Origin of the sequence: Vibrio sp. SCSIO 43140 (assembly GCF_023716585.1) — a bacterium.
GTDB classification, from domain to species: domain Bacteria; phylum Pseudomonadota; class Gammaproteobacteria; order Enterobacterales; family Vibrionaceae; genus Vibrio; species Vibrio maritimus_B.
Genome location: NZ_CP071850.1, coordinates 1203902 through 1222609, shown reverse-complemented (window position 1 = coordinate 1222609; position 18708 = coordinate 1203902). Strand labels below are relative to the sequence as shown.

At 46.2% G+C, this 18708-nt stretch carries 17 protein-coding genes; 4 read left to right on the top strand and 13 right to left on the bottom strand.

Going from position 1 to position 18708, the window contains the following annotated elements; genetic code table 11:
• The 3 genes from J4N45_RS05780 (at position 1) to J4N45_RS05770 (ending at position 1726) form a co-directional block, all read left to right on the top strand.
• Positions 1-591, top strand: coding sequence for a TfoX/Sxy family DNA transformation protein (locus J4N45_RS05780; protein ID WP_128649870.1), 591 nt, complete (start codon positions 1-3; stop codon positions 589-591).
• Between the two features lie 118 nt (positions 592-709).
• Positions 710-1393 carry a TVP38/TMEM64 family protein gene (locus J4N45_RS05775; RefSeq protein ID WP_252014045.1) on the top strand — a complete coding sequence of 228 codons (684 nt, stop codon included), beginning with the start codon at positions 710-712 and terminating at the stop codon, positions 1391-1393.
• On the top strand, positions 1394-1726 hold the full coding sequence (locus J4N45_RS05770) for a putative signal transducing protein (RefSeq protein ID WP_252014043.1): 333 nt from the start codon (positions 1394-1396) through the stop codon (positions 1724-1726).
• On the opposite strand, the gene J4N45_RS05765 is transcribed toward J4N45_RS05770, so the two are convergent.
• The 7 genes from J4N45_RS05765 to bioB form a co-directional block, all read right to left on the bottom strand.
• A complete protein-coding gene (locus J4N45_RS05765; protein WP_042474365.1) occupies positions 1707-2504 on the bottom strand; it encodes an alpha/beta fold hydrolase in 798 nt (265 codons plus the stop codon). The genes J4N45_RS05770 and J4N45_RS05765 overlap by 20 nt on opposite strands.
• A gap of 150 nt (positions 2505-2654) precedes the next feature.
• Entirely contained in the window at positions 2655-4112 is a 1458-nt protein-coding gene (gene glgA, locus J4N45_RS05760) for a glycogen synthase GlgA (protein ID WP_252014041.1), read from the bottom strand.
• Position 4113: 1 nt separating this feature from the next.
• On the bottom strand, positions 4114-5331 hold the full coding sequence (glgC, locus tag J4N45_RS05755; protein WP_252014039.1) for a glucose-1-phosphate adenylyltransferase: 1218 nt from the start codon (positions 5329-5331) through the stop codon (positions 4114-4116).
• 559 nt (positions 5332-5890) lie between these two features.
• Positions 5891-6568, bottom strand: a complete 678-nt coding sequence (gene bioD, locus J4N45_RS05750; RefSeq protein ID WP_252014038.1) for a dethiobiotin synthase — start codon at positions 6566-6568, stop codon at positions 5891-5893.
• Positions 6565-7368, bottom strand: a complete 804-nt coding sequence (gene bioC / locus J4N45_RS05745; RefSeq protein ID WP_252014036.1) for a malonyl-ACP O-methyltransferase BioC — start codon at positions 7366-7368, stop codon at positions 6565-6567. Before bioC ends, bioD begins: the two co-directional genes overlap by 4 nt.
• Entirely contained in the window at positions 7369-8523 is a 1155-nt protein-coding gene (locus tag J4N45_RS05740) for an 8-amino-7-oxononanoate synthase (protein ID WP_252014034.1), read from the bottom strand. It lies immediately after the preceding gene.
• A complete protein-coding gene (gene bioB / locus J4N45_RS05735; RefSeq protein WP_042474355.1) occupies positions 8507-9559 on the bottom strand; it encodes a biotin synthase BioB in 1053 nt (350 codons plus the stop codon). The genes J4N45_RS05740 and bioB overlap by 17 nt, the downstream gene beginning before the upstream one ends.
• Positions 9560-9679: 120 nt before the next feature.
• Between bioB and bioA the strand changes: the two genes are divergently transcribed.
• Positions 9680-10957 carry an adenosylmethionine--8-amino-7-oxononanoate transaminase gene (gene bioA, locus J4N45_RS05730; protein WP_252014032.1) on the top strand — a complete coding sequence of 426 codons (1278 nt, stop codon included), beginning with the start codon at positions 9680-9682 and terminating at the stop codon, positions 10955-10957.
• 38 nt (positions 10958-10995) lie between these two features.
• Here bioA and J4N45_RS05725 read toward each other — a convergent pair whose 3' ends face one another.
• The 6 genes from J4N45_RS05725 to lrp all read right to left on the bottom strand — a co-directional run bounded on the left by J4N45_RS05725 (position 10996) and on the right by lrp (position 18579).
• The gene (locus J4N45_RS05725) at positions 10996-11262 is read right to left on the bottom strand and encodes a DksA/TraR family C4-type zinc finger protein (protein ID WP_042474353.1); all 267 of its coding nucleotides are present in this window, start codon (positions 11260-11262) and stop codon (positions 10996-10998) included.
• Between the two features lie 195 nt (positions 11263-11457).
• On the bottom strand, positions 11458-12765 hold the full coding sequence (gene serS / locus J4N45_RS05720) for a serine--tRNA ligase (RefSeq protein ID WP_252014031.1): 1308 nt from the start codon (positions 12763-12765) through the stop codon (positions 11458-11460).
• A 103-nt stretch (positions 12766-12868) separates the two neighbouring features.
• Positions 12869-14218, bottom strand: coding sequence for a replication-associated recombination protein A (locus J4N45_RS05715; protein WP_252014030.1), 1350 nt, complete (start codon positions 14216-14218; stop codon positions 12869-12871).
• Positions 14219-14248: 30 nt separating this feature from the next.
• Entirely contained in the window at positions 14249-14860 is a 612-nt protein-coding gene (gene lolA / locus J4N45_RS05710) for an outer membrane lipoprotein periplasmic chaperone LolA (RefSeq protein WP_234494112.1), read from the bottom strand.
• Positions 14861-14894: 34 nt separating this feature from the next.
• Positions 14895-17924, bottom strand: coding sequence for a DNA translocase FtsK 4TM domain-containing protein (locus tag J4N45_RS05705; protein ID WP_252014029.1), 3030 nt, complete (start codon positions 17922-17924; stop codon positions 14895-14897).
• A gap of 160 nt (positions 17925-18084) precedes the next feature.
• Entirely contained in the window at positions 18085-18579 is a 495-nt protein-coding gene (gene lrp, locus J4N45_RS05700; RefSeq protein WP_042474348.1) for a leucine-responsive transcriptional regulator Lrp, read from the bottom strand.
• Positions 18580-18708 lie beyond the last annotated feature (129 nt).

The window sequence follows — 18708 nt, the reverse complement described above, 5'->3', positions numbered from 1 at the left end:
ATGGATAATCCTATACTAAAAAATTCAATGCAATTATTCGCTCAGCTTGGAAGAGTAAAGTCTCGCTCCATGTTTGGGGGATTTGGCATCTTCGTAGATGATACGATGTTTGCCTTAGCAGTGAATAACAAATTACATATCAGAACTAACCGTCAGACCGTATCCACCTTCAAAAAACTGGGTTACAAGCCTTATGTTTATAAAAAGCGTGGATTTCCCGTTGTTACTAAGTACTTCGCGTTACCTGAAGACTGTTGGCAAGATCAAGAAGGTATTCTCGATCACGCTAAACAGGCACTCGAGTTCGCGAAAACTGAGAAAGAGCAACAATCCGAAGCGAAACCTAATCGCCTGAAAGACCTTCCGAATCTTCGCCTTGCCACTGAGCGCATGCTCAAAAAAGCAGGCATTGAATCAGTGGTTGAACTTCAGGATCATGGTTCGGTTGAGGCTTTCAAGGCCATTCAGAGAACCCATTCAAGTACCGTAGGTTTAGAGCTTTTATGGGCTCTTGAAGGTGCGATAAATGGTACTCATTGGTCTGTGATTCCTCAGACTAAAAGAGATGAACTGGCTAGCTTAATTAATTAAGCTACGGTAATCTCGAGAAAAAATCAGCCTTATGGCTGATTTTTTTGTATTAGCTGAAAGGAAAAACATACTCATCCTGTCTACTACACTAATACTGAGTCATCAAAAGGATATCGTCATGAGCAAGAAGCTGATACTAGGATTGGTTTTGGTTGCTGTCGTCATTTACTTAGGCATCAACTTTGGTCAACACCTCACACTAGAAAACGCAAAAGCACAACAAGTAGCACTGAGTGAATACATCAATGAGAACTTCGTGGCTGCTGCCCTCACCTATTTCTTCGCTTACATAGCGATTACTGCATTCTCTGTTCCAGGCGCTGCCGTGGTTACCTTACTTGGCGCTGCACTGTTTGGCTTTTGGACTAGTTTACTGCTTGTTTCATTTGCGAGTACCATAGGCGCTACATTGGCATTCTTGAGCAGTCGCTTCCTACTTCGCGATTGGGTACAAAGTAAGTTCGGTTCGAAACTTGAGACGATCAATAAAGGTGTCGAAAAAGACGGTGCTTTCTATCTATTTTCTCTAAGACTCATTCCTGTGTTCCCATTTTTCTTGATTAACTTATTAATGGGTCTCACGCCAATTCGAGTCTCTAAGTATTACTTGGTGAGTCAACTGGGCATGCTGCCAGGAACTGCAGTATACCTCAATGCAGGTACCCAGCTAGCGAACATTGACAGTCTATCAGGCATTGTTTCCCCCACCGTGTTGGCATCGTTTGCCCTACTTGGTTTGTTCCCACTTATTGCCAAATGGATTATGGGAAAAATCTCTCGCTCACCACAGGTACAGGAATAGATGAAGATATTTGTAGGCAATAACCCACCAGAAACACATATTGTCCAACAGCAGTTGATGGCTGAAGGTATAGAGTGTGAAGTACGAGGCGAAGGTGTTTTTGGGTTACGAGGGGAAGTACCGTTTGACGAAAGTTCTCTACCCTACGTTTGGCTTTTCAACAAAGAGCAAGAAATGATGGCACGAGCTGTCATTCAAGATTGGCAAAAACAGGCTGAGAAAAGCGGTAACTTGCCGTGGGTATGTTCAGCTTGCCATGAGACTAACGAAGCGCAATTTGGCGTCTGCTGGAACTGTCAGACGCCACAAACGGCTACGATGCCACAGACTTAATGAAATCTATTGAGTGCTTATTGAACTCTTCTGGACGCTCAACATTGCACACATGACCACAATCTTTGATCTCTAATAGACGGCTGGACTTATGTTCAGCCACCATCTCTTTGACTGGCTTAATAAACATATAGTCTTTATCACCCATCAAATACAAAGTCGGAATCGGCAACTCTCGGTCTTTAAAGTAGCGGTTGAGAGGGTTCACTTCTGTCGTTAGACGATACCAACGCTTGAACTCTTTTTGGCACAGCTTTTTCGCCTCTCGGACGAATAACAATCGTGACTCTTTTTGGCCTTTTTGCGGCATGACAATGTACGCGAACAAGCTGTAAAGCCACATATAAGGGATAATGTGCTTACTCCAGTTGCCAATTTTCACCAGAATTTGCGAGCGAGTATTAAAGCGAGTGACCGCACCGCCTAAGACCATGGAACGAACTCGGGAGTGTGCCAACTCGGCGATGTTGCGCACAATAATCGTTCCCAAAGACATACCGACAAAATGGGCTGACTGAATCTTAAGGTGATCAAGTACTTTGACGATATCCATCGTCACCTCTTTAAAGGTGTACTTGTTCGACATAATGTCTTTAAGGAGTTGGTTTGACTTACCGTGACCGCGCAGATCAATAAACAGCAGGTTAAAGTGCTCTCGGTAAGCACGAATCTGTTTAAACCATATGTTTGAGCTTCCGCCTGCCCCATGTACAAATACCACCCACTCATTACTCGTTGGGTGCTGATAAGTTTTATGGAATAGCAAGCTCTCTGACATAGTTCTCAAGTTTCGTGATGTATGTGGGCGTTACGTTACCATAATTCGCCGTTTTACGGACAAAAACTAACAGGAATTTTGGTAAAAATGATTTACAAGTGTAGTCGATTATAAAAAAAAGCGGCATAACGCCGCTTTTCAGTTTTTGCTCTAGTTTGCCTCGAGCGCCAGGTCGTACATCTTAACGTACTCTTTGGCTGACTCAGTCCAACTGAAGTCTTTTCGCATTGAGCGAAGCTGCATTTCATGCATCTGCTCAGGGTGTTGCAGATAGAATAGCAGTGCGCGTTGCAGGACAATTAACAAAGCATCATGGCAAGGCTCAACAAAACCAAAACCAGTGGCATTGTTAGGGTCATCATCAAAATCAATAACCGTGTCTTTCAAACCGCCGACTTTACGTACGATTGGCAACGTACCATAAGCCATACTATAAATCTGGTTCAACCCACACGCTTCAAACTCAGAAGGCATTAGGAAGAAGTCTGACCCTGCTTCTACCAAATGAGCAAAGCGATTGCTGTAAGCTTCTACAAACGCCAACTTATCTGAAAACTCTTCCGCTAGGTCATTAAGATGAGAAGCAATTTGTGGCTCACCCGTACCAATAATGACGACTTGAACGTCATTTTTTAGGAACTTATCCAAAATAGGAAGGATGTAGTGAAAACCTTTTTGGTGCGTCAAGCGACAAACCATGCCAATCATCGGCACTTCACGCTCTGGCAGGCCGAGCTCTTTTTGTAGCGCTGTTTTCGATGCGAGCTTACCCGCTAGCATGCTCTCTAGGTCATCACTGTAATGCTTAGGCAAATACTCATCGTGGCTTGGGTTCCACTCTGAGTAATCGCATCCATTAACGATGCCATGGAGATCTTTGGCGCGATGAACGAAATCATCAACCAAGCCATGCGAGCCTAACGGTGTCACCAGCTCAGCGGCATAGTTAGGGCTCACTGCGTTGATCTTATCTGCAAAAGCGATACCCGCTCGCAATGTACTTACCCAGCCATCACCGTACTGTAGAAACTCCATTCCAGAGAGATGAAGCTCAGGAATAATCTCTAACTGACTGTAAGAGAAAATCCCTTTGAAAATCGCGTTGTGTACTGTCAGTACTGACTTGGTACCTTGAAAGCGATCGTCTTCAGCGTAACGAGTCTTAAGCAAGAATGGGATAAGGCCTGTGTGCCAATCATTCGCGTGAACAATTGCAGGCTTAATGCCCAGCTTTGGTAACACATCCAAACTGGCGGCTGCGAAAAATCCAAAGCGCTCGCCATTATCAGCGTACGCTCGGTTGTGTTCTGCATACAGTTCTGGACGGTCAAAGTAACGGTCACATTCAATGACGTAGACTTCGACACCATCGAGATGGGTTTTCTTGACTTGATAAGGTGTATGAGGCCAATGCTCTAGCTCAGTGGCTAGCACGAACTCATACTGATCCTTGTTTGGTAATTTTTGGTAGCCTGGCAGAGTGATGGCTACGTCCTTGCCAAGTTCTTGCAGAGCTTTCGGCAGAGCCTTGGCAACATCTGCCAAGCCTCCACTTTTAATAAGTCCCTGAACTTCTGAAACTGGAAACCATACGTCTATGTTTCTCATTCTAGAATCCAACTTTTGTCCCTTTTTTGATGACAACGATGCCACCTGGAGACACATGGAAACGCTTCGCGTCGAGTTCTAGATCTTCACCGATCACAGTTCCAGGGGCAATTTCAACATTCTTGTCAATGATTGCGCGCTTGATTGTACAACCTGCACCAATCTTAACGTCACCTAGAATAACAGATTCACTCACAATAGAACCAGCAGCAATGTTACTTCTGAATCCTAGTACTGATTTGAAGATTGATGATCCACGTACGTAACTACCACCAGCAATTAAGCTGTCGGTAACTTTGATCTTTTCGTGCTCAGCATCCACAAAGGTAGCAGGTGGCAACGGTGGGTAATACGTATGCAGTGGCCATTTGCGGTTGTACAGTGAGAACTCAGGGTCTTCATGAAGCAGATCCATGTGAGCAGCCCAGTACGAGTCGATAGTACCTACATCACGCCAGTACGTTGTATCCTTCTCGCCGCTGATTTTATTGGTTGAGAAATCATAAACATAAACGCCACCTTCAGGGAACATCTTAGGAATAATGTCTTTACCAAAATCATGGCTAGAGTTTTCATTCTCAGCATCAAGACGGAGCTCTTTGCATAAACTTTCTGCTTCAAAGATGTAGTTACCCATAGACACCAGTGCCATATCAGGGTGACCAGGAATCGATTTCGGGTTCTCTGGTTTCTCTTCAAAACCAATCATGTTGCCGTTTTCATCGACCTCGATAACACCAAACTCTGATGCTTCTGCCAACGGCATACGCAGCGCAGAAACCGTAAGTTTCGCCTCACGACGTTTGTGGAAGTCTAACATCTGACGGATATCCATCTTGTAGATATGGTCAGAACCAAAGATACAAACATGCTCAGGGTTGGCAAGTTCGACAAAGCGAACGTTTTGGTAGATAGCATCAGCGGTGCCTTCATACCAACGTTTACCGTCGCGCATCTGAGCTGGGATTGGGTCAATAAATCGGTCAGTGATGCCCGTCAGGTTCCAACCTTTGCGCATATGCTGATACAGGGATTGAGATTTAAATTGGGTAAGAACGTAAATTCGCATCAAGTCCGCATTAATAAAATTATTAAGTGCGAAGTCTATAAGGCGATAGCTTCCTCCAAAAGGGACTGCAGGCTTACTGCGAGATTCCGTAAGAGGACGTAGGCGAGAACCTTCGCCTCCAGCAAGGATCATTCCTAAAACACCAGCCATTGATTACTCCGTTTTTATTACAGCTTTCCATGTTGCTAGACACTAAATGTATTTATTTGGGGGGTATCTAGCTTCGTTATTAACGGATGACAATGTCGATAACTACACCGAACATTCAAACGTTGAATCTTGTATATAAGTCGTTTGAGAGGCTCTATTTTGCTTATTTTTCAGCCTCAAATGTTCCATAACTTTCGTATGGTTTTTCTCTAAATTATCGTTTTGAAGCGAGATTACAATGCATGATCACTCAATATTAATCATTGAACCCAATTGCATTTAAACTCGTGTTGTTGATCACAGAATGCCATACCGAGATTACCCATTCAACACATATGGTTAACATTAAATTCACCAAACTGACAGAATTCATAAAACTCGAAGTAAATCAGACACGTAAAGTGATACGACCAGTTATTTGAAACAAAAAGTGTTTCATTTGGTTAAAAATGCAACCGGAGTTCATAAATTCTGTATGAGAGAAAAACAAAAAGCCTCTTGCGCGATAATTCACCACAAGAGGCTTTTTTAATTTGACGTGTTTTGTGTTACGAAAGGGTTAACTAATTACATCAAGGTTAATGTACTTGCCTAGGTCTCGTTTCTTGCAGCCTGGGACGTAAGGCACCTCACCAAGCTTTGGAGCGTCTATCGCGCCTTCCAGCATTTCGATGATCTCAGCGTAATGTTCGACGCCCGGATTGACGCGGTTAGCTACCCAACCAACAAGCTCAAGACCATCTGCCTTAATCGCTTCGGCCGTCAACATCGCATGACTCAAACAACCAAGCTTAATACCCACTACGAGAACGACAGGTAACTTTTCTTGTTTCACCCAAGTAGAAAGGCAATCATCTTTTGATACTGGTACTCGCCAACCACCTGCGCCTTCGACCAACACAAAATCACTGTTCTGTTTGTGTTGCTCAAGTAAATTCGAGAGAACGTCGTATTTGACCTCAACGTTATCCGCTATTGCCGCGATATGAGGTGACGCAGGCAAAGATAACGCATACGGGTTAACGAGATCATAATCAACTTCTTGGTTTGCTGCTGCTTGCAAATGCAATGCGTCCGAGTTACGCCAACCTTCGGTAGTTTTCTCACTGCCTGCAGCTACAGGCTTATAACCTATAGTCTTTTTTCCTTGTGCACCAACAGCACTTAATATCGCTTTTGATACAACGGTTTTCCCAACTTCAGTATCCGTACCTGCAATAAATAGTGCTTTCATCATAATGCAACTGACCCTAAACAAATTTGATAACTGGCTGGTAGTAAGCCGTTCTGGTTTTCGTACCTCTTGTATTCCAGCTCGAGCTTCTTCAATGAGCGTCGGCTGGTACACCCTTTGGAACGACCTTCTACATGAGTCGCACCAATTCCTTTTAGGTCTTTCATCAAACCAAAAGCAGTCTCATACCACATAACTATTTTCGGCAAGTCTAGTTGATGGTTGATGCACTCAGATTGCGCTAACGCAATTTTTACCTGATTGAGCGAGGTAAAGTCGTTGACATGTTGATATGCATCAATTTTGCTCCACGACCGCTTTAGCTCCTCCAGTGAGCCATCGAGCAAGGTAGAAAAATGCACTCTACCGCCGGGTTTTGTCACGCGCTTCATTTCCCCTAGCGGCACGGCTAAGTCATTGCACCACTGCAGCGCTAAGCTCGATATCACAATATCAAACGTACTGTTTTCAAATGGAAGAGCCTCAGCATCTGCGACTTGATAGCTGACGTTTTCACTACCACAGCGACTTTTCGCTACACTGAGCATCTCGCTCGATAAGTCAGCGCAAACCACCTTGGCTCCCCGCTCTAATAGGACTTGCGAACAATAACCCGTACCGCAACCTAAATCGAGAATGCGATAGCCTTTTAAATCACTGGGTAATAACGCCAATAAACGGTCTGCGACTCGGCGCTGCAGCTCAGCATGTTGGTCGTACTGTTTTGCAGCCCGGCCAAACGATTCTGATATTGCCGCTTTATTGGTCTGATAATCCGTAAGATTTGCTAGTACCTCAGACATTTAGCATCCCTCCGAATGTCGTTTTAAACTGGTGGCTAGCTGCTCTACAGCCTCAATGTCATGTGCCGCGGATAATGTAATTCGTAATCGCGCCGATCCTTTAGGTACCGTAGGTGGGCGAATGGCTGTCGTCCAAATCTGTTCTTGTTTCAACGCATTACACAACCTAAGCACTTGCTCCTCACCACCGACAAGCCACGGTTTTATTGGCGTTTGAGTTGAGATATAACCAGGAGCACTCTGCAGAACTTCGTCATACACAGCGCCCAACTCACTGAGCTTTTCACGGCGCCAATGTTGGGTTTGAATCATCTCGATCGCTTTCGTGATTGCTACAGCGTGAGCCGCAGAGAACGCAGTCGAGTAGACATAGTGGCGGGCAAATTGGGTGAGATACTCTTTCATCTCGTTAGAGCACAAGATAGCAGCCCCATTGAGTCCAAACGCTTTTCCAAACGTTACCACAAGAACATCCGCGCGCTGAGCCGTGCTGCCTATTGCACCATTTCCCTGCTCACCGATCACACCAATTCCATGCGCATCATCGATCATCGATAGAGCACCCGCTTGTTGGCACGCAGAAATAAAAGTGTCTAGATCGGCAATATCGCCATCCATACTAAACACACTCTCAGTAACCACCATCTTCGGCTTGTCCGTTTGCAATAGAGTTGCAAGGTGGTCATTATCGCAGTGGCGGTAGCGCTTCATGTCAGCATCACAAAGCGCTCCTGCTTCCATCAGTGATGCATGGTTCAGCCTGTCTTGAATCAGTAAGTCACCCTTTTTGAGCAGCGCGAAGACAGCGGCTTGATTGACCGCAAACCCTGAAGAGAAAAACAGGGCTCCCTCATAGCCAAGCCACTCCGTCAGAGCTAACTCTAAGCTGTGGTGTTGGTTAGAGTAACCCGTCACTAAAGGAGACGCTCCACTACCTACTCCAAACTCACTGACCGCTCGCTGGTAGCTGGATTTAAGCTCATCACTCGATGCCAAACCAAGGTAATCATTGGAAGAGAAGTTATGAAAACGCTGACCATTGTTTTGGAAAACCGGTTGATTTCCCCCTTCCAACGCCAGCACAGAGCGAAAAAGATCGCTCTGCTTTCTATCATCGAGTGCTTGGCGGATTCGTTTGTTAAACGCTAGCGTCATAAAACATATCGTCTTTCGTCGGGCGCGCTGCCACTCGGCTTACCACCTGATCTAGAAGATCGTTTTCATGCACCTCATCCGGTTTTTGCGAGGTTTCTTCTCGGTTGATGCCGAGTTTCTTAAACAGCTGAAGATCTTTATCTTCATCCGGGTTAGGTGTGGTGAGAAGCTTGCAGCCATAGAACACTGAGTTAGCACCGGCCATGAAACACAGCGCCTGCATTTGTTCGTTCATATTCTCGCGTCCGGCAGACAGTCGCACCGCAGATTTAGGCATCATGATTCGAGCGATGGCAATTAGGCGGATAAAATCAAAAGGCTCAACATCATCGACTTCTTCTAGTGGTGTGCCTTTAACTTTGACAAGCATATTGATAGGCACACTCTCAGGCTGAACCGGAAGGTTAGCAAGCTCCATCAACAAGCCAGCTCGGTCATTGGCACTTTCACCCATACCGATAATGCCACCGGAGCAGATTTTCATGCCTGCATCACGAACATGGCTCAATGTATCCAGTCTATCTTGGTAAGTGCGAGTGGTAATGATATTGCCGTAGAACTCTGGAGAGGTATCGAGGTTGTGGTTGTAGTAATCAAGACCCGCATCGGCAAGGTGTGTTGCTTGCTCAGGCGTTAGCATACCTAGCGTCATGCAGGTCTCTAGCCCCATCTCTTTTACACCCTTAATCATGTCTGTTAGCAAAGGCATATCGCGCTCTTTTGGATTCTTCCACGCTGCACCCATACAAAAACGTGTTGAACCTGCATTCTTAGCTTTCTGAGCCGCATCTAGAACGCGCTCGACTTCCATCAGACGCTCTGCTTCAACATCCGTTTTGTAGCGCGCACTTTGTGGACAGTACTTACAATCTTCAGGGCAGGCACCCGTCTTGATAGATAACAGTGTGCTAACTTGAACATGGTTGGTTTGCTGATGTTGGCGGTGTACGGTTTGCGCCTCGAACAATAGATCCATAAAAGGCTTGTTCATCAGCTCTTGCACTTCGGCATGCGTCCAATCGTGTCGTACTTCCACAGTTAATTCCTTTGCTCTCATTGTTTTTAGTCTTGGCTAGTGTACCGACAAGCGATACACTGTCAACACCGACCACAAGCACAAGTTTACACTTGTTTATTTTTTGAGCGACTGTATTTCATGGATTTAGATTTCGACCGAAACCACATTTGGCATCCCTACACTTCTACTCTCAACCCGCTTAGCTGCTACCCTGTAGTCTCTGCAAAAGGTGTCCACCTTACGCTCGAAAACGGCTCAGACCTGGTAGATGGCATGTCATCATGGTGGTCGACCATCCATGGGTACAACCACCCTAAGCTGAACGAGGCGATCCAATCTCAGAGTGAAAAAATGTCTCATGTCATGTTCGGTGGCATCACCCACCAGCCAGCGATTGATGTGAGCAAAAAGCTGCTTGAGTTAGCACCAAGCAATATGGAACATATTTTTCTCGCCGATTCAGGCTCAGTGGCGGTTGAAGTCTCGTTAAAAATGGCGCTGCAATACTGGCATGCTCGTGGGGAGCGTCGACCTAAGTTTCTAACGCTGAGCCACGGCTATCATGGCGATACCTTTGCGGCAATGTCAGTGACTGACCCAAACAACTCGATGCACAGTCTTTACAAGGGCTTTTTGCCAGAGCATATCTTCGCGGCATCACCAAAGGTTGGGTTTTGGGATGAGTGGAATGAAAGTGACATCGATGACTTCAAAAATAAGATTGCAGCCCATCATTCAGAGGTTGCTGCCGTCATCCTCGAACCGATCGTCCAAGGCGCAGGAGGAATGCGTCTATACCACCCGACTTTTCTAAAGCGCGTCAGAGAGCTGTGTGACCAATACGGGGTACTACTTATTCTTGATGAAATCGCTACAGGTTTTGGTCGCACCGGCAAGCTATTTGCTAGTGAACATGCACAAGTTCAGCCTGATATCATGTGCGTTGGCAAAGCCTTAACAGGTGGCTACATGACATTGTCGGCAACATTAACCAGCAAGCACGTCGCAGATACGGTTTGTGGTGGCGAGGCGGGTTGTTTTATGCATGGACCAACCTTTATGGGTAATCCACTAGCCTGTGCCGTTGCAAGTGCCAGTTTGGATATTGTGGCGACTGGTGATTGGCAGTCACAGGTAACAAGCATAGAGTCGCTATTTTCAGAGCTCCTTCCTAAGTTAACCCGCTTTTCCAACGTGAAAGATGTGCGCTGGTTAGGCGCAATCGGTGTGGTAGAAACGCATACCGCGGTCAACATGGAAATCATCCAAAAGCACTTTGTCGAACAAGGGGTTTGGATCCGCCCGTTTGGCAAGCTCATCTACATGATGCCGCCGTATATCAGCCAGCCCGAACATATTGAGAAGCTGATTAGGGCTATTGAGACGGCTCTGGATAATGAAAGCTGCTTTAGTTGATGTGAAAAGCGGTTGCTGATGCAACCGCTTTTTTACACTTATCGAAGCTGACTGTCTTTGCTGCCACGACGATTGAATAGCGCTAAGCGCTGGCTTTCATGTTCATGACTCGACTGGCACTCAACACAGAGTCTAACGCCCTTGATGGCGGTTCTCCGAGCCAGTGGAATTGGCTCGCCACATTCATCACAAAACTCGGCGCTCACACCTTGCATTGATAGGCTTCGAACTCTAGAGATTTCGTCTTCAATCGTATTTTGAATCTGCTGGCTGACGCTATCGTCATTTGCCCAACCTACTGCCATTACATCCCCTCCTCATTATGTTGAGAAACAAATACTCTCCGCGGTAGAGGGCAAATTATAGGCGTTTAGGTGAGTTTGATAATCTCACCAAAAACAGAAAGACTATTACCAATACGTAATAATCTACACAACAAGAAGTTCAAGACAAAAAAAAGCTCGGCATCGCCGAGCTTTTAGAAACGTTAGCAGCAATCATTAGCCGATGTGTGTTGCGCCACCCATGTACTTCTGAAGTGCTGTTGGAATTGCGATACGACCGTCAGCTTCCTGATTGTTCTCAAGAATAGCTACCATAGTACGACCCACTGCAAGACCAGAACCGTTTAGCGTGTGAACAAGCTCTGGCTTCTTCTCACCTTTACGACGGAAACGTGCTTGCATACGACGAGCTTGGAAATCCCACATGTTTGAGCAAGAAGAGATCTCACGGTATGTCTCTTGTGCTGGAACCCAGACCTCAAGGTCGTAAGTCTTACGAGCACCGAAGCCCATGTCACCAGTACAAAGTACGACTTTGCGGTATGGAAGCTCTAGCAACTGAAGAACTTTCTCAGCATGACCTGTTAGTTCTTCTAGTGCGTCCATTGAATCTTCTGGCTTAGTGATCTGAACAAGCTCAACCTTATCAAACTGGTGCATACGGATAAGACCGCGAGTATCACGACCGTAAGAACCCGCTTCTGAACGGAAACATGGTGTGTGAGCCGTCATCTTAAGTGGCAGGTCTGTCTCTTCAGAGATAGTGTCACGAACAAGGTTAGTCACCGGCACTTCAGCTGTAGGGATAAGAGACAGTTTACGTGGCTCTTCATCGCTTGCTTTTTCTGTCAGTGGCTCTGTGTGGAATAGATCTTTACCGAACTTAGGTAGCTGACCTGTACCAAATAGGCTGTCAGAGTTAACTAGGTAAGGTACGTACAGCTCAGTATAGCCGTGCTCTTCAGTGTGAAGATCAAGCATGAACTGTGCGATCGCACGGTGTAGACGAGCGAACTGACCTTTCATAACGATGAAACGCGCACCCGTGATCTTAGTCGCGCTAGCGAAATCTAGACCGTCGCCCATTTCACCAAGGTCAACATGGTCCTTAACCTCGAAGTCATAAGTTTTAGGCTCGCCCCAACGAGAAATTTCTACGTTGTCGTTCTCATCTTTACCTTGTGGTACATCATCCGCAGGAAGGTTTGGAACAGAAAGCGTGATGTCTTCAAGTTGAGCCATTACCGCGGTGAGCTCTTCTTTCTTCGCTTCAAGATCGCTACCTAGGGTACCGATCTGCTTTTTGATCTCTTCAGCGCCTTCTTTGTCGCCTGCAGCCATCTTCTGACCGATCTGCTTAGAAATGGAGTTACGCGTGGATTGTAAATTCTCAACTTCTACTTGAATCGACTTACGTTGCTCTTCAAGTTTACCGATAGTTTCTACGTCTAGCTTAAAGCCACGACGCGCTAGTTTTTCAGCTGTTTCATCCAGCTCTGTACGAAGTAATTTAGAATCCAGCATTGCCAATCCTATGCTTTTTAGTTGTGAATAGCTCTGCAACTGATTAATTTCCAATCAGTTGCAGATATTGATTTGTTAACCGAGTAAAGATAACGAAAAGCCACTACTTTTCATAGCGCTTTTGTGGGCTTTTTGCGTCTAAATCCGCCAGATAATCTAACTTTTCGCCAATTTTGGTTTCGAGCCCGCGATTTGTCGGTTCGTAATAGCGAGTCCCTGTCATTTCTGGTGGCAGATAACGCTCTCCAGCGGCGTACGCGCCCGGCTCATCATGGGCATAGCGATACTCAGCGCCGTACCCCATATCTTTCATCAAGGACGTAGGGGCGTTTCTCAAATGAGGTGGAACTTCATACTCTGGGAGATTGTGAGCATCTCGCAGCGCTTGCTTCCACGCCGTGTAAACTGCATTGCTCTTTGGTGCACACGCAAGATACACAATCGCTTGTGCGATAGCGCGCTCACCTTCGGCAGGACCAACTCGAGTGAAACAGTCCCAAGCGGATAACGCAACTTGCATTGCTCTTGGATCCGCATTGCCAACATCTTCTGACGCTATCGCCAATAACCGCCTCGCGATATACAAAGGGTCGCAGCCTGCCGCTATCATTCTTGCAGACCAATACAGAGCAGCATCTGGGTTTGAGCCACGAATCGACTTGTGAACCGCAGAAATTAGGTCGTACCAGATGTCACCTTTGTTATCGAAGCGATTAACTTTCTCTCCAGCGACTTCAGCAAGTAACGGCAACGTAATGTCTTTCTCACCAGCCTCGTTTTCTTCTGCCATGTCGTAGAGCAGTTCAAGGTAGTTCAACGACATCCTTGCATCGCCATTGACCAACTCAGCAAGGCGCTCGAGTACATTGTCATGGAAGGTCGCAGCGACACTGCCTAAACCTCGCTGTTCATCGTTTTTAGCTTGTTCAAGGACAAGCAGAATATCTGAGGTATCGAGAGAAGTAAGTTTATACACCCTTGCGCGAGAAAGCAGTGCGTTGTTGAGTTCAAACGACGGGTTCTCTGTCGTCGCACCGATAAAGGTAACCGTGCCATCCTCGATGTGGGGTAAGAAGGCATCTTGCTGGCTTTTGTTAAAGCGATGTACCTCGTCAACAAACAAAATAGTGCGCTTACCCGCAAGCTTGTTTTCGCGAGCTCGCTCTATCGCAGCACGGATTTCTTTGACGCCAGAGGTAACCGCGGACACCCTTTCAACTTCAGCGTTAGCGTAATTTGCGGCAACTTCCGCCAAAGTCGTCTTGCCCGTACCAGGCGGTCCCCATAAGATCATTGAATGCAGCTGCCCTGCCTCTAACGCACGTCTCAGAGGTTTACCCACGCCTAGAATATGTTGCTGACCAATGTATTGTTCAACCGTTTCTGGGCGCATTCTAGCAGCAAGGGGACGAAAATCTTCGTCCCCTGAAAAGTCAAAACTGAAATTACTCACAATAACGTCCTAACGACACGTCTTAACGACTTAGTTGCGCTGATCATCGATCTCAACACCATCAGGAATGACAAACGTGAATCTGTCTGAAGCGGGTTTGCCGACTTTAATGTTATCGAACACAAAGGTGCCTTTTTGACCGTCTTGTTCAATCACATTGAAGCCGTGAACGATGCCTTTGCTATCGATATTAATTTGAAACTGCCCTTGAGTTGAGTCTACGGCTGTTGGGACCAATGTGAATACATCGCCTTTTTGGTTCACGCTGTAGTTGTCCCAATCACTGGCACGATTACGCGTCAGCAAAACAAATGGCGTCTGCTCGGTGGCTTGCTCTTGGTTGTAGATACTAACCTGCTCGATGAACGGGCTGTAATACCATAGATTTTGCCCATCCGAGACTAAGACATTTTCATCTGGCAAGGTTGTCACCCAGCGAAACATGCTTGGGCGTGAGATCTCAACATTGCCTTCTCCTTCCATCACCACATCCCCATCTGGGCTGGTCACTTCCTGAGTAAAGGTAGCGCTAAAACCATCATTTAGTTGAAGCCTCTCACTAAGCTCCTGTTGCGGCGTTGCAAGAGCTGAAAAACTCATTGCTGTTACAGTTAACATCGCTGCATTAACCCATTTCTTCATTTGATTTCCTCTTACCTCTTAAGGCGAATCGAAATTATTCTTTTGGTGGCGCGGGTGCCAGTACTTCGCGGTTACCATTGTGACCAGGGGCACTCACAATACCTTGTGCTTCTAGCTGTTCGACAATGCGAGCTGCGCGGTTATATCCAATTTTGAATCGACGCTGAACTCCAGAAACCGAGCCACGGCGAGACTGCACTACATGTTCGACAACTTGATCGAACAATGGGTCCATTTCTTCATCGCCTTCCATCTTTTCACCTGGTAGCAATGTCTCTGGAGACTGCTCACCATTGGTAATTTCTTCAATATAGTTTGGCTTGCCGCGCGCTTTCCAGTTATTCACAACAGCATGCACGTCATCATCAGACGCAAACGCACCGTGTACACGAATGGTATGACTCGAGCCTGGAGGGAGATACAACATATCACCCATACCCAGTAGTGACTCAGCACCGCCTTGGTCAAGAATGGTGCGCGAGTCTGTCTTGGTCGAAACGGTGAACGCCACACGCGTTGGGATGTTCGCTTTAATCAGACCTGTGATTACATCAACCGATGGACGTTGAGTTGCTAGGATCAAGTGAATACCCGCAGCACGTGCTTTTTGCGCCAAGCGAGCAATCAGCTCTTCGACCTTCTTACCAACTACCATCATCAAGTCGGCAAACTCATCAACCACCACAACAATGTATGGCAGTTTCTCTAGTAGCGGCGGTTCTGGATCCATACTGTCGCCCTCTTGCCATAGAGGATCGTGAATAGGATGTCCCGCTTCTGCAGCCATCTTCAGCTTGTCGTTGAATCCTTTGATATTACGAACGCCAAGTGCTGACATTAGCTTGTAACGACGCTCCATCTCACCCACACACCAACGAAGTGCGTTCGAGGCATCTTTCATGTCAGTAACGACTTCCGACAACAGATGAGGAATACCTTCGTAGATGGACAGCTCCAACATTTTCGGGTCGATCATGATAAAGCGCACGTCATCGGGTGTTGCTTTGTAAAGCATACTCAAGATCATGACGTTAACGCCAACCGACTTACCAGAGCCTGTTGTACCAGCAACCAGTACGTGCGGCATTTTCGATAGATCCGCGACCACCGCTTCACCGGCAATATCCTGACCTAGCACAACCGTTGTTGGTGATTTTGAATCGATGAACGCTTGGCTGCCAACCACATCAGAGAAGAATACCGTCTGACGGGTCATATTTGGCAGCTCTAGACCCACATATGGCTTACCTGGGATAACTTCTACGACACGAACTGCCATTGCAGAGAGTGAACGAGCGAGGTCCATAGATAGACCCGAGATTCGACTCACCTTAACACCTGGTGCAAGGTCAAGTTCGAAACGAGTAATGACAGGGCCAGGGAAAATGTCCACCACTTCCGCTTTGATCTTGTAGTCCGCTAACTTGGATTCAACCAATCGTGCGATGTTTTCCAGTGCTTCACGGTCGATAAAGTTCTCACGTTTCTCTGGGTGATAAAGCAGCTCTAAGGTTGGCATTGGCTCAGCAGGTTTTGGCAGGTTCGCCTCTTGCTGTATCAAGAACGGATTCATCTTCGCCACTTGTGCTTTTTGAGCGTCCGCAACCATGTTTTGGAACGCTTCAACATCCTGATCGACAGATGCTGGCGTTTCAACCACTTCTTTGTCAGCATCGACTTCCAACGCTGCGAAATCTACGGTCGGTTCAATATGAGTGGTTTCAGGTTCAACCTCTAATTCGCTATTGTCTATCCAAGGAGGAGTTATGTCCTCTACCTCTTCAAACACCTCAACTTTCTGCTGTGGTCGCTCTGGCGTGTTTTCTGCAGCAAAAGTGGCTGGTTCTACGCTGTTAATCGGCTCTGACTCAGCGCTAAATGTTGGCTCAGAAAAAGTGGGTTCGATAACTGGCTCTTCGCTCGCAGTCATCGAGGCCGTACCTGTGGTAACTGGCACTTCGGGTTCATTTTCCTGATTTGCATAGTCATCGCTAAAGCGAGCCGCATTTTCAAGCTCTTCAATCGTCGCACCAAGCTGACGGGTGCGTTCAATTTGAGGCTCTTCAGGTTGCACTGATTTTTGTGGCTGTATAGAAGTTGGAGCGACAGGCTCGACTTCCGTCTGTATTGGTGCCTGATGTGGCGCTTCTTCAACATATTGAAGCTCTGAATACGGCGCTTCCTCTTCAGGTCGCGCAAACAAAGGATCGTACGCATCATTATTTTCAAATGAATGGCCTTCAACTGAGTGTTCTGCGACTGAAGCGCCTGGCACTGACTCAGGCACATGAATGTTGTACTGCTTCTTAGCTCTAGGCTGTGTTTCTTCTACTACACTGTCTGCGCTAAAGCGTGGCAGTTCGTCTGCATCATCCGCTTCTTGATCCACTAGAACAGGTTCGTAGACCTCTTCTTTAGTGCCTCGAACCTTATTGACGATCGCAGCACTCAATGACAGAACACTATCACCGATCCACTCAACGATACGTAACCACGAAATACCGGTGAGCAAAGTAAATCCTGCTCCCCAAAGAAATAACAAGACTAAAGTCGTGCCAAGGACATTGAGCGTGGGTAAAGACAAGCTCGTTAACACGTCACCAATCACACCGCCTGACGAGAAATACCAAATATCATCAAAGTTGATATCGGCGAGACCGCAACTGGTAAGAATAAGAACCGTTAGCCCAAGCAGACGCGTGCCCCAGATCATCAAATCTATCTGATCATCTTCATCGCGATTGCGAAAGAACACCCAAGCGCTAAAGGCAGTAATAAAAGGAATTGGGTATGCCAAAGAGCCAAAAACAAAAAATAGGGTATCCGCTAGCCAGGCTCCAACAAAGCCACCAGCGTTTTGGATGTCACCGCCCCAGGATGTTTGTGACCAAGATGGGTCCGCTGGGCTAAAGGTGAATAAGGCGACAGCCAAAAGAATAGAGGTAAGGACAGCTAAGATGAAACAACACTCTCTTAGCCGTTGAAATCCATTTAGGCGATTTGCCTGAGGCTCTTCGCTCGTCTTTATAATTGTTTCGACTCTTTTTTTGTTCTGTTTGAACATAACCAACATCTATTTATTGAAAACAGTCCGAGCGGCATAAGCCGCTCGGTGTATTCATTGATTTAACCACAATGAGGATTAAAACCCAATCTGACTGGAGAATAAAGCATGCTTTATCATAACTTTAGTCAACTTCTTGTCAGACTTGGAAGCACCGTCTCTAGCGCGTTTTAATCACAAGCTGGTTAGTTTGCTTCACTTCTTCCATTACCACGTAGGTACGGGTGTCATTCACACCAGGAAGACGAAGCAAAGTATCCCCTAAGAGTTTACGATACGCACTCATATCCGACACCCTTGTTTTCAAAAGATAGTCGAAATCACCTGATACAAGGTGACATTCTTGAATGTCGTCTAGCTTTTGTACCGCTGTATTGAACTGTTCAAATACATCTGGCGCTCCACGGTTCAATGTAATCTCTACGAATACAAGTAGCGAAGCATCTAAGTACTGCGGATTTAAGAGTGCGGTGTAGCCCGTAATATAACCCTGTCTCTCCAAACGACGCACACGCTCTAGACACGGTGTAGGCGATAGTCCTACGCGTTTCGAGAGTTCGACGTTTGAAATACGACCATCTTTTTGCAACTCATTGAGGATGTTGCGATCAATACGGTCTAGTTCCTTGGACGGCTTCTTATAGTTGTCTGCCATTTTTTATTCCACCTTGTTACTTCCTTGCAAAAAAATATACTACAACTCTGTAATATACAGTATCAAATTTTGTTCATTAGCTTCTATACTAGATATTAATTCGACAATAACACCCTACAAACAGTTAAT

Coding starts and splice junctions, on each gene's coding strand:
- bioA (WP_252014032.1), top strand. CDS start 9,680: ATGGATTTAGATTTCGACCGAAACCACATTTGGCATCCCTACACTTCT.
- bioD (WP_252014038.1), bottom strand. CDS start 6,568: ATGATGAAAGCACTATTTATTGCAGGTACGGATACTGAAGTTGGGAAA.
- J4N45_RS05725 (WP_042474353.1), bottom strand. CDS start 11,262: ATGGCAGTAGGTTGGGCAAATGACGATAGCGTCAGCCAGCAGATTCAA.
- lrp (WP_042474348.1), bottom strand. CDS start 18,579: ATGGCAGACAACTATAAGAAGCCGTCCAAGGAACTAGACCGTATTGAT.
- glgC (WP_252014039.1), bottom strand. CDS start 5,331: ATGGCTGGTGTTTTAGGAATGATCCTTGCTGGAGGCGAAGGTTCTCGC.
- J4N45_RS05705 (WP_252014029.1), bottom strand. CDS start 17,924: ATGTTCAAACAGAACAAAAAAAGAGTCGAAACAATTATAAAGACGAGC.
- J4N45_RS05770 (WP_252014043.1), top strand. CDS start 1,394: ATGAAGATATTTGTAGGCAATAACCCACCAGAAACACATATTGTCCAA.
- bioC (WP_252014036.1), bottom strand. CDS start 7,368: ATGTCTGAGGTACTAGCAAATCTTACGGATTATCAGACCAATAAAGCG.
- lolA (WP_234494112.1), bottom strand. CDS start 14,860: ATGAAGAAATGGGTTAATGCAGCGATGTTAACTGTAACAGCAATGAGT.
- glgA (WP_252014041.1), bottom strand. CDS start 4,112: ATGAGAAACATAGACGTATGGTTTCCAGTTTCAGAAGTTCAGGGACTT.
- J4N45_RS05740 (WP_252014034.1), bottom strand. CDS start 8,523: ATGACGCTAGCGTTTAACAAACGAATCCGCCAAGCACTCGATGATAGA.
- J4N45_RS05775 (WP_252014045.1), top strand. CDS start 710: ATGAGCAAGAAGCTGATACTAGGATTGGTTTTGGTTGCTGTCGTCATT.
- J4N45_RS05765 (WP_042474365.1), bottom strand. CDS start 2,504: ATGTCAGAGAGCTTGCTATTCCATAAAACTTATCAGCACCCAACGAGT.
- J4N45_RS05780 (WP_128649870.1), top strand. CDS start 1: ATGGATAATCCTATACTAAAAAATTCAATGCAATTATTCGCTCAGCTT.
- serS (WP_252014031.1), bottom strand. CDS start 12,765: ATGCTGGATTCTAAATTACTTCGTACAGAGCTGGATGAAACAGCTGAA.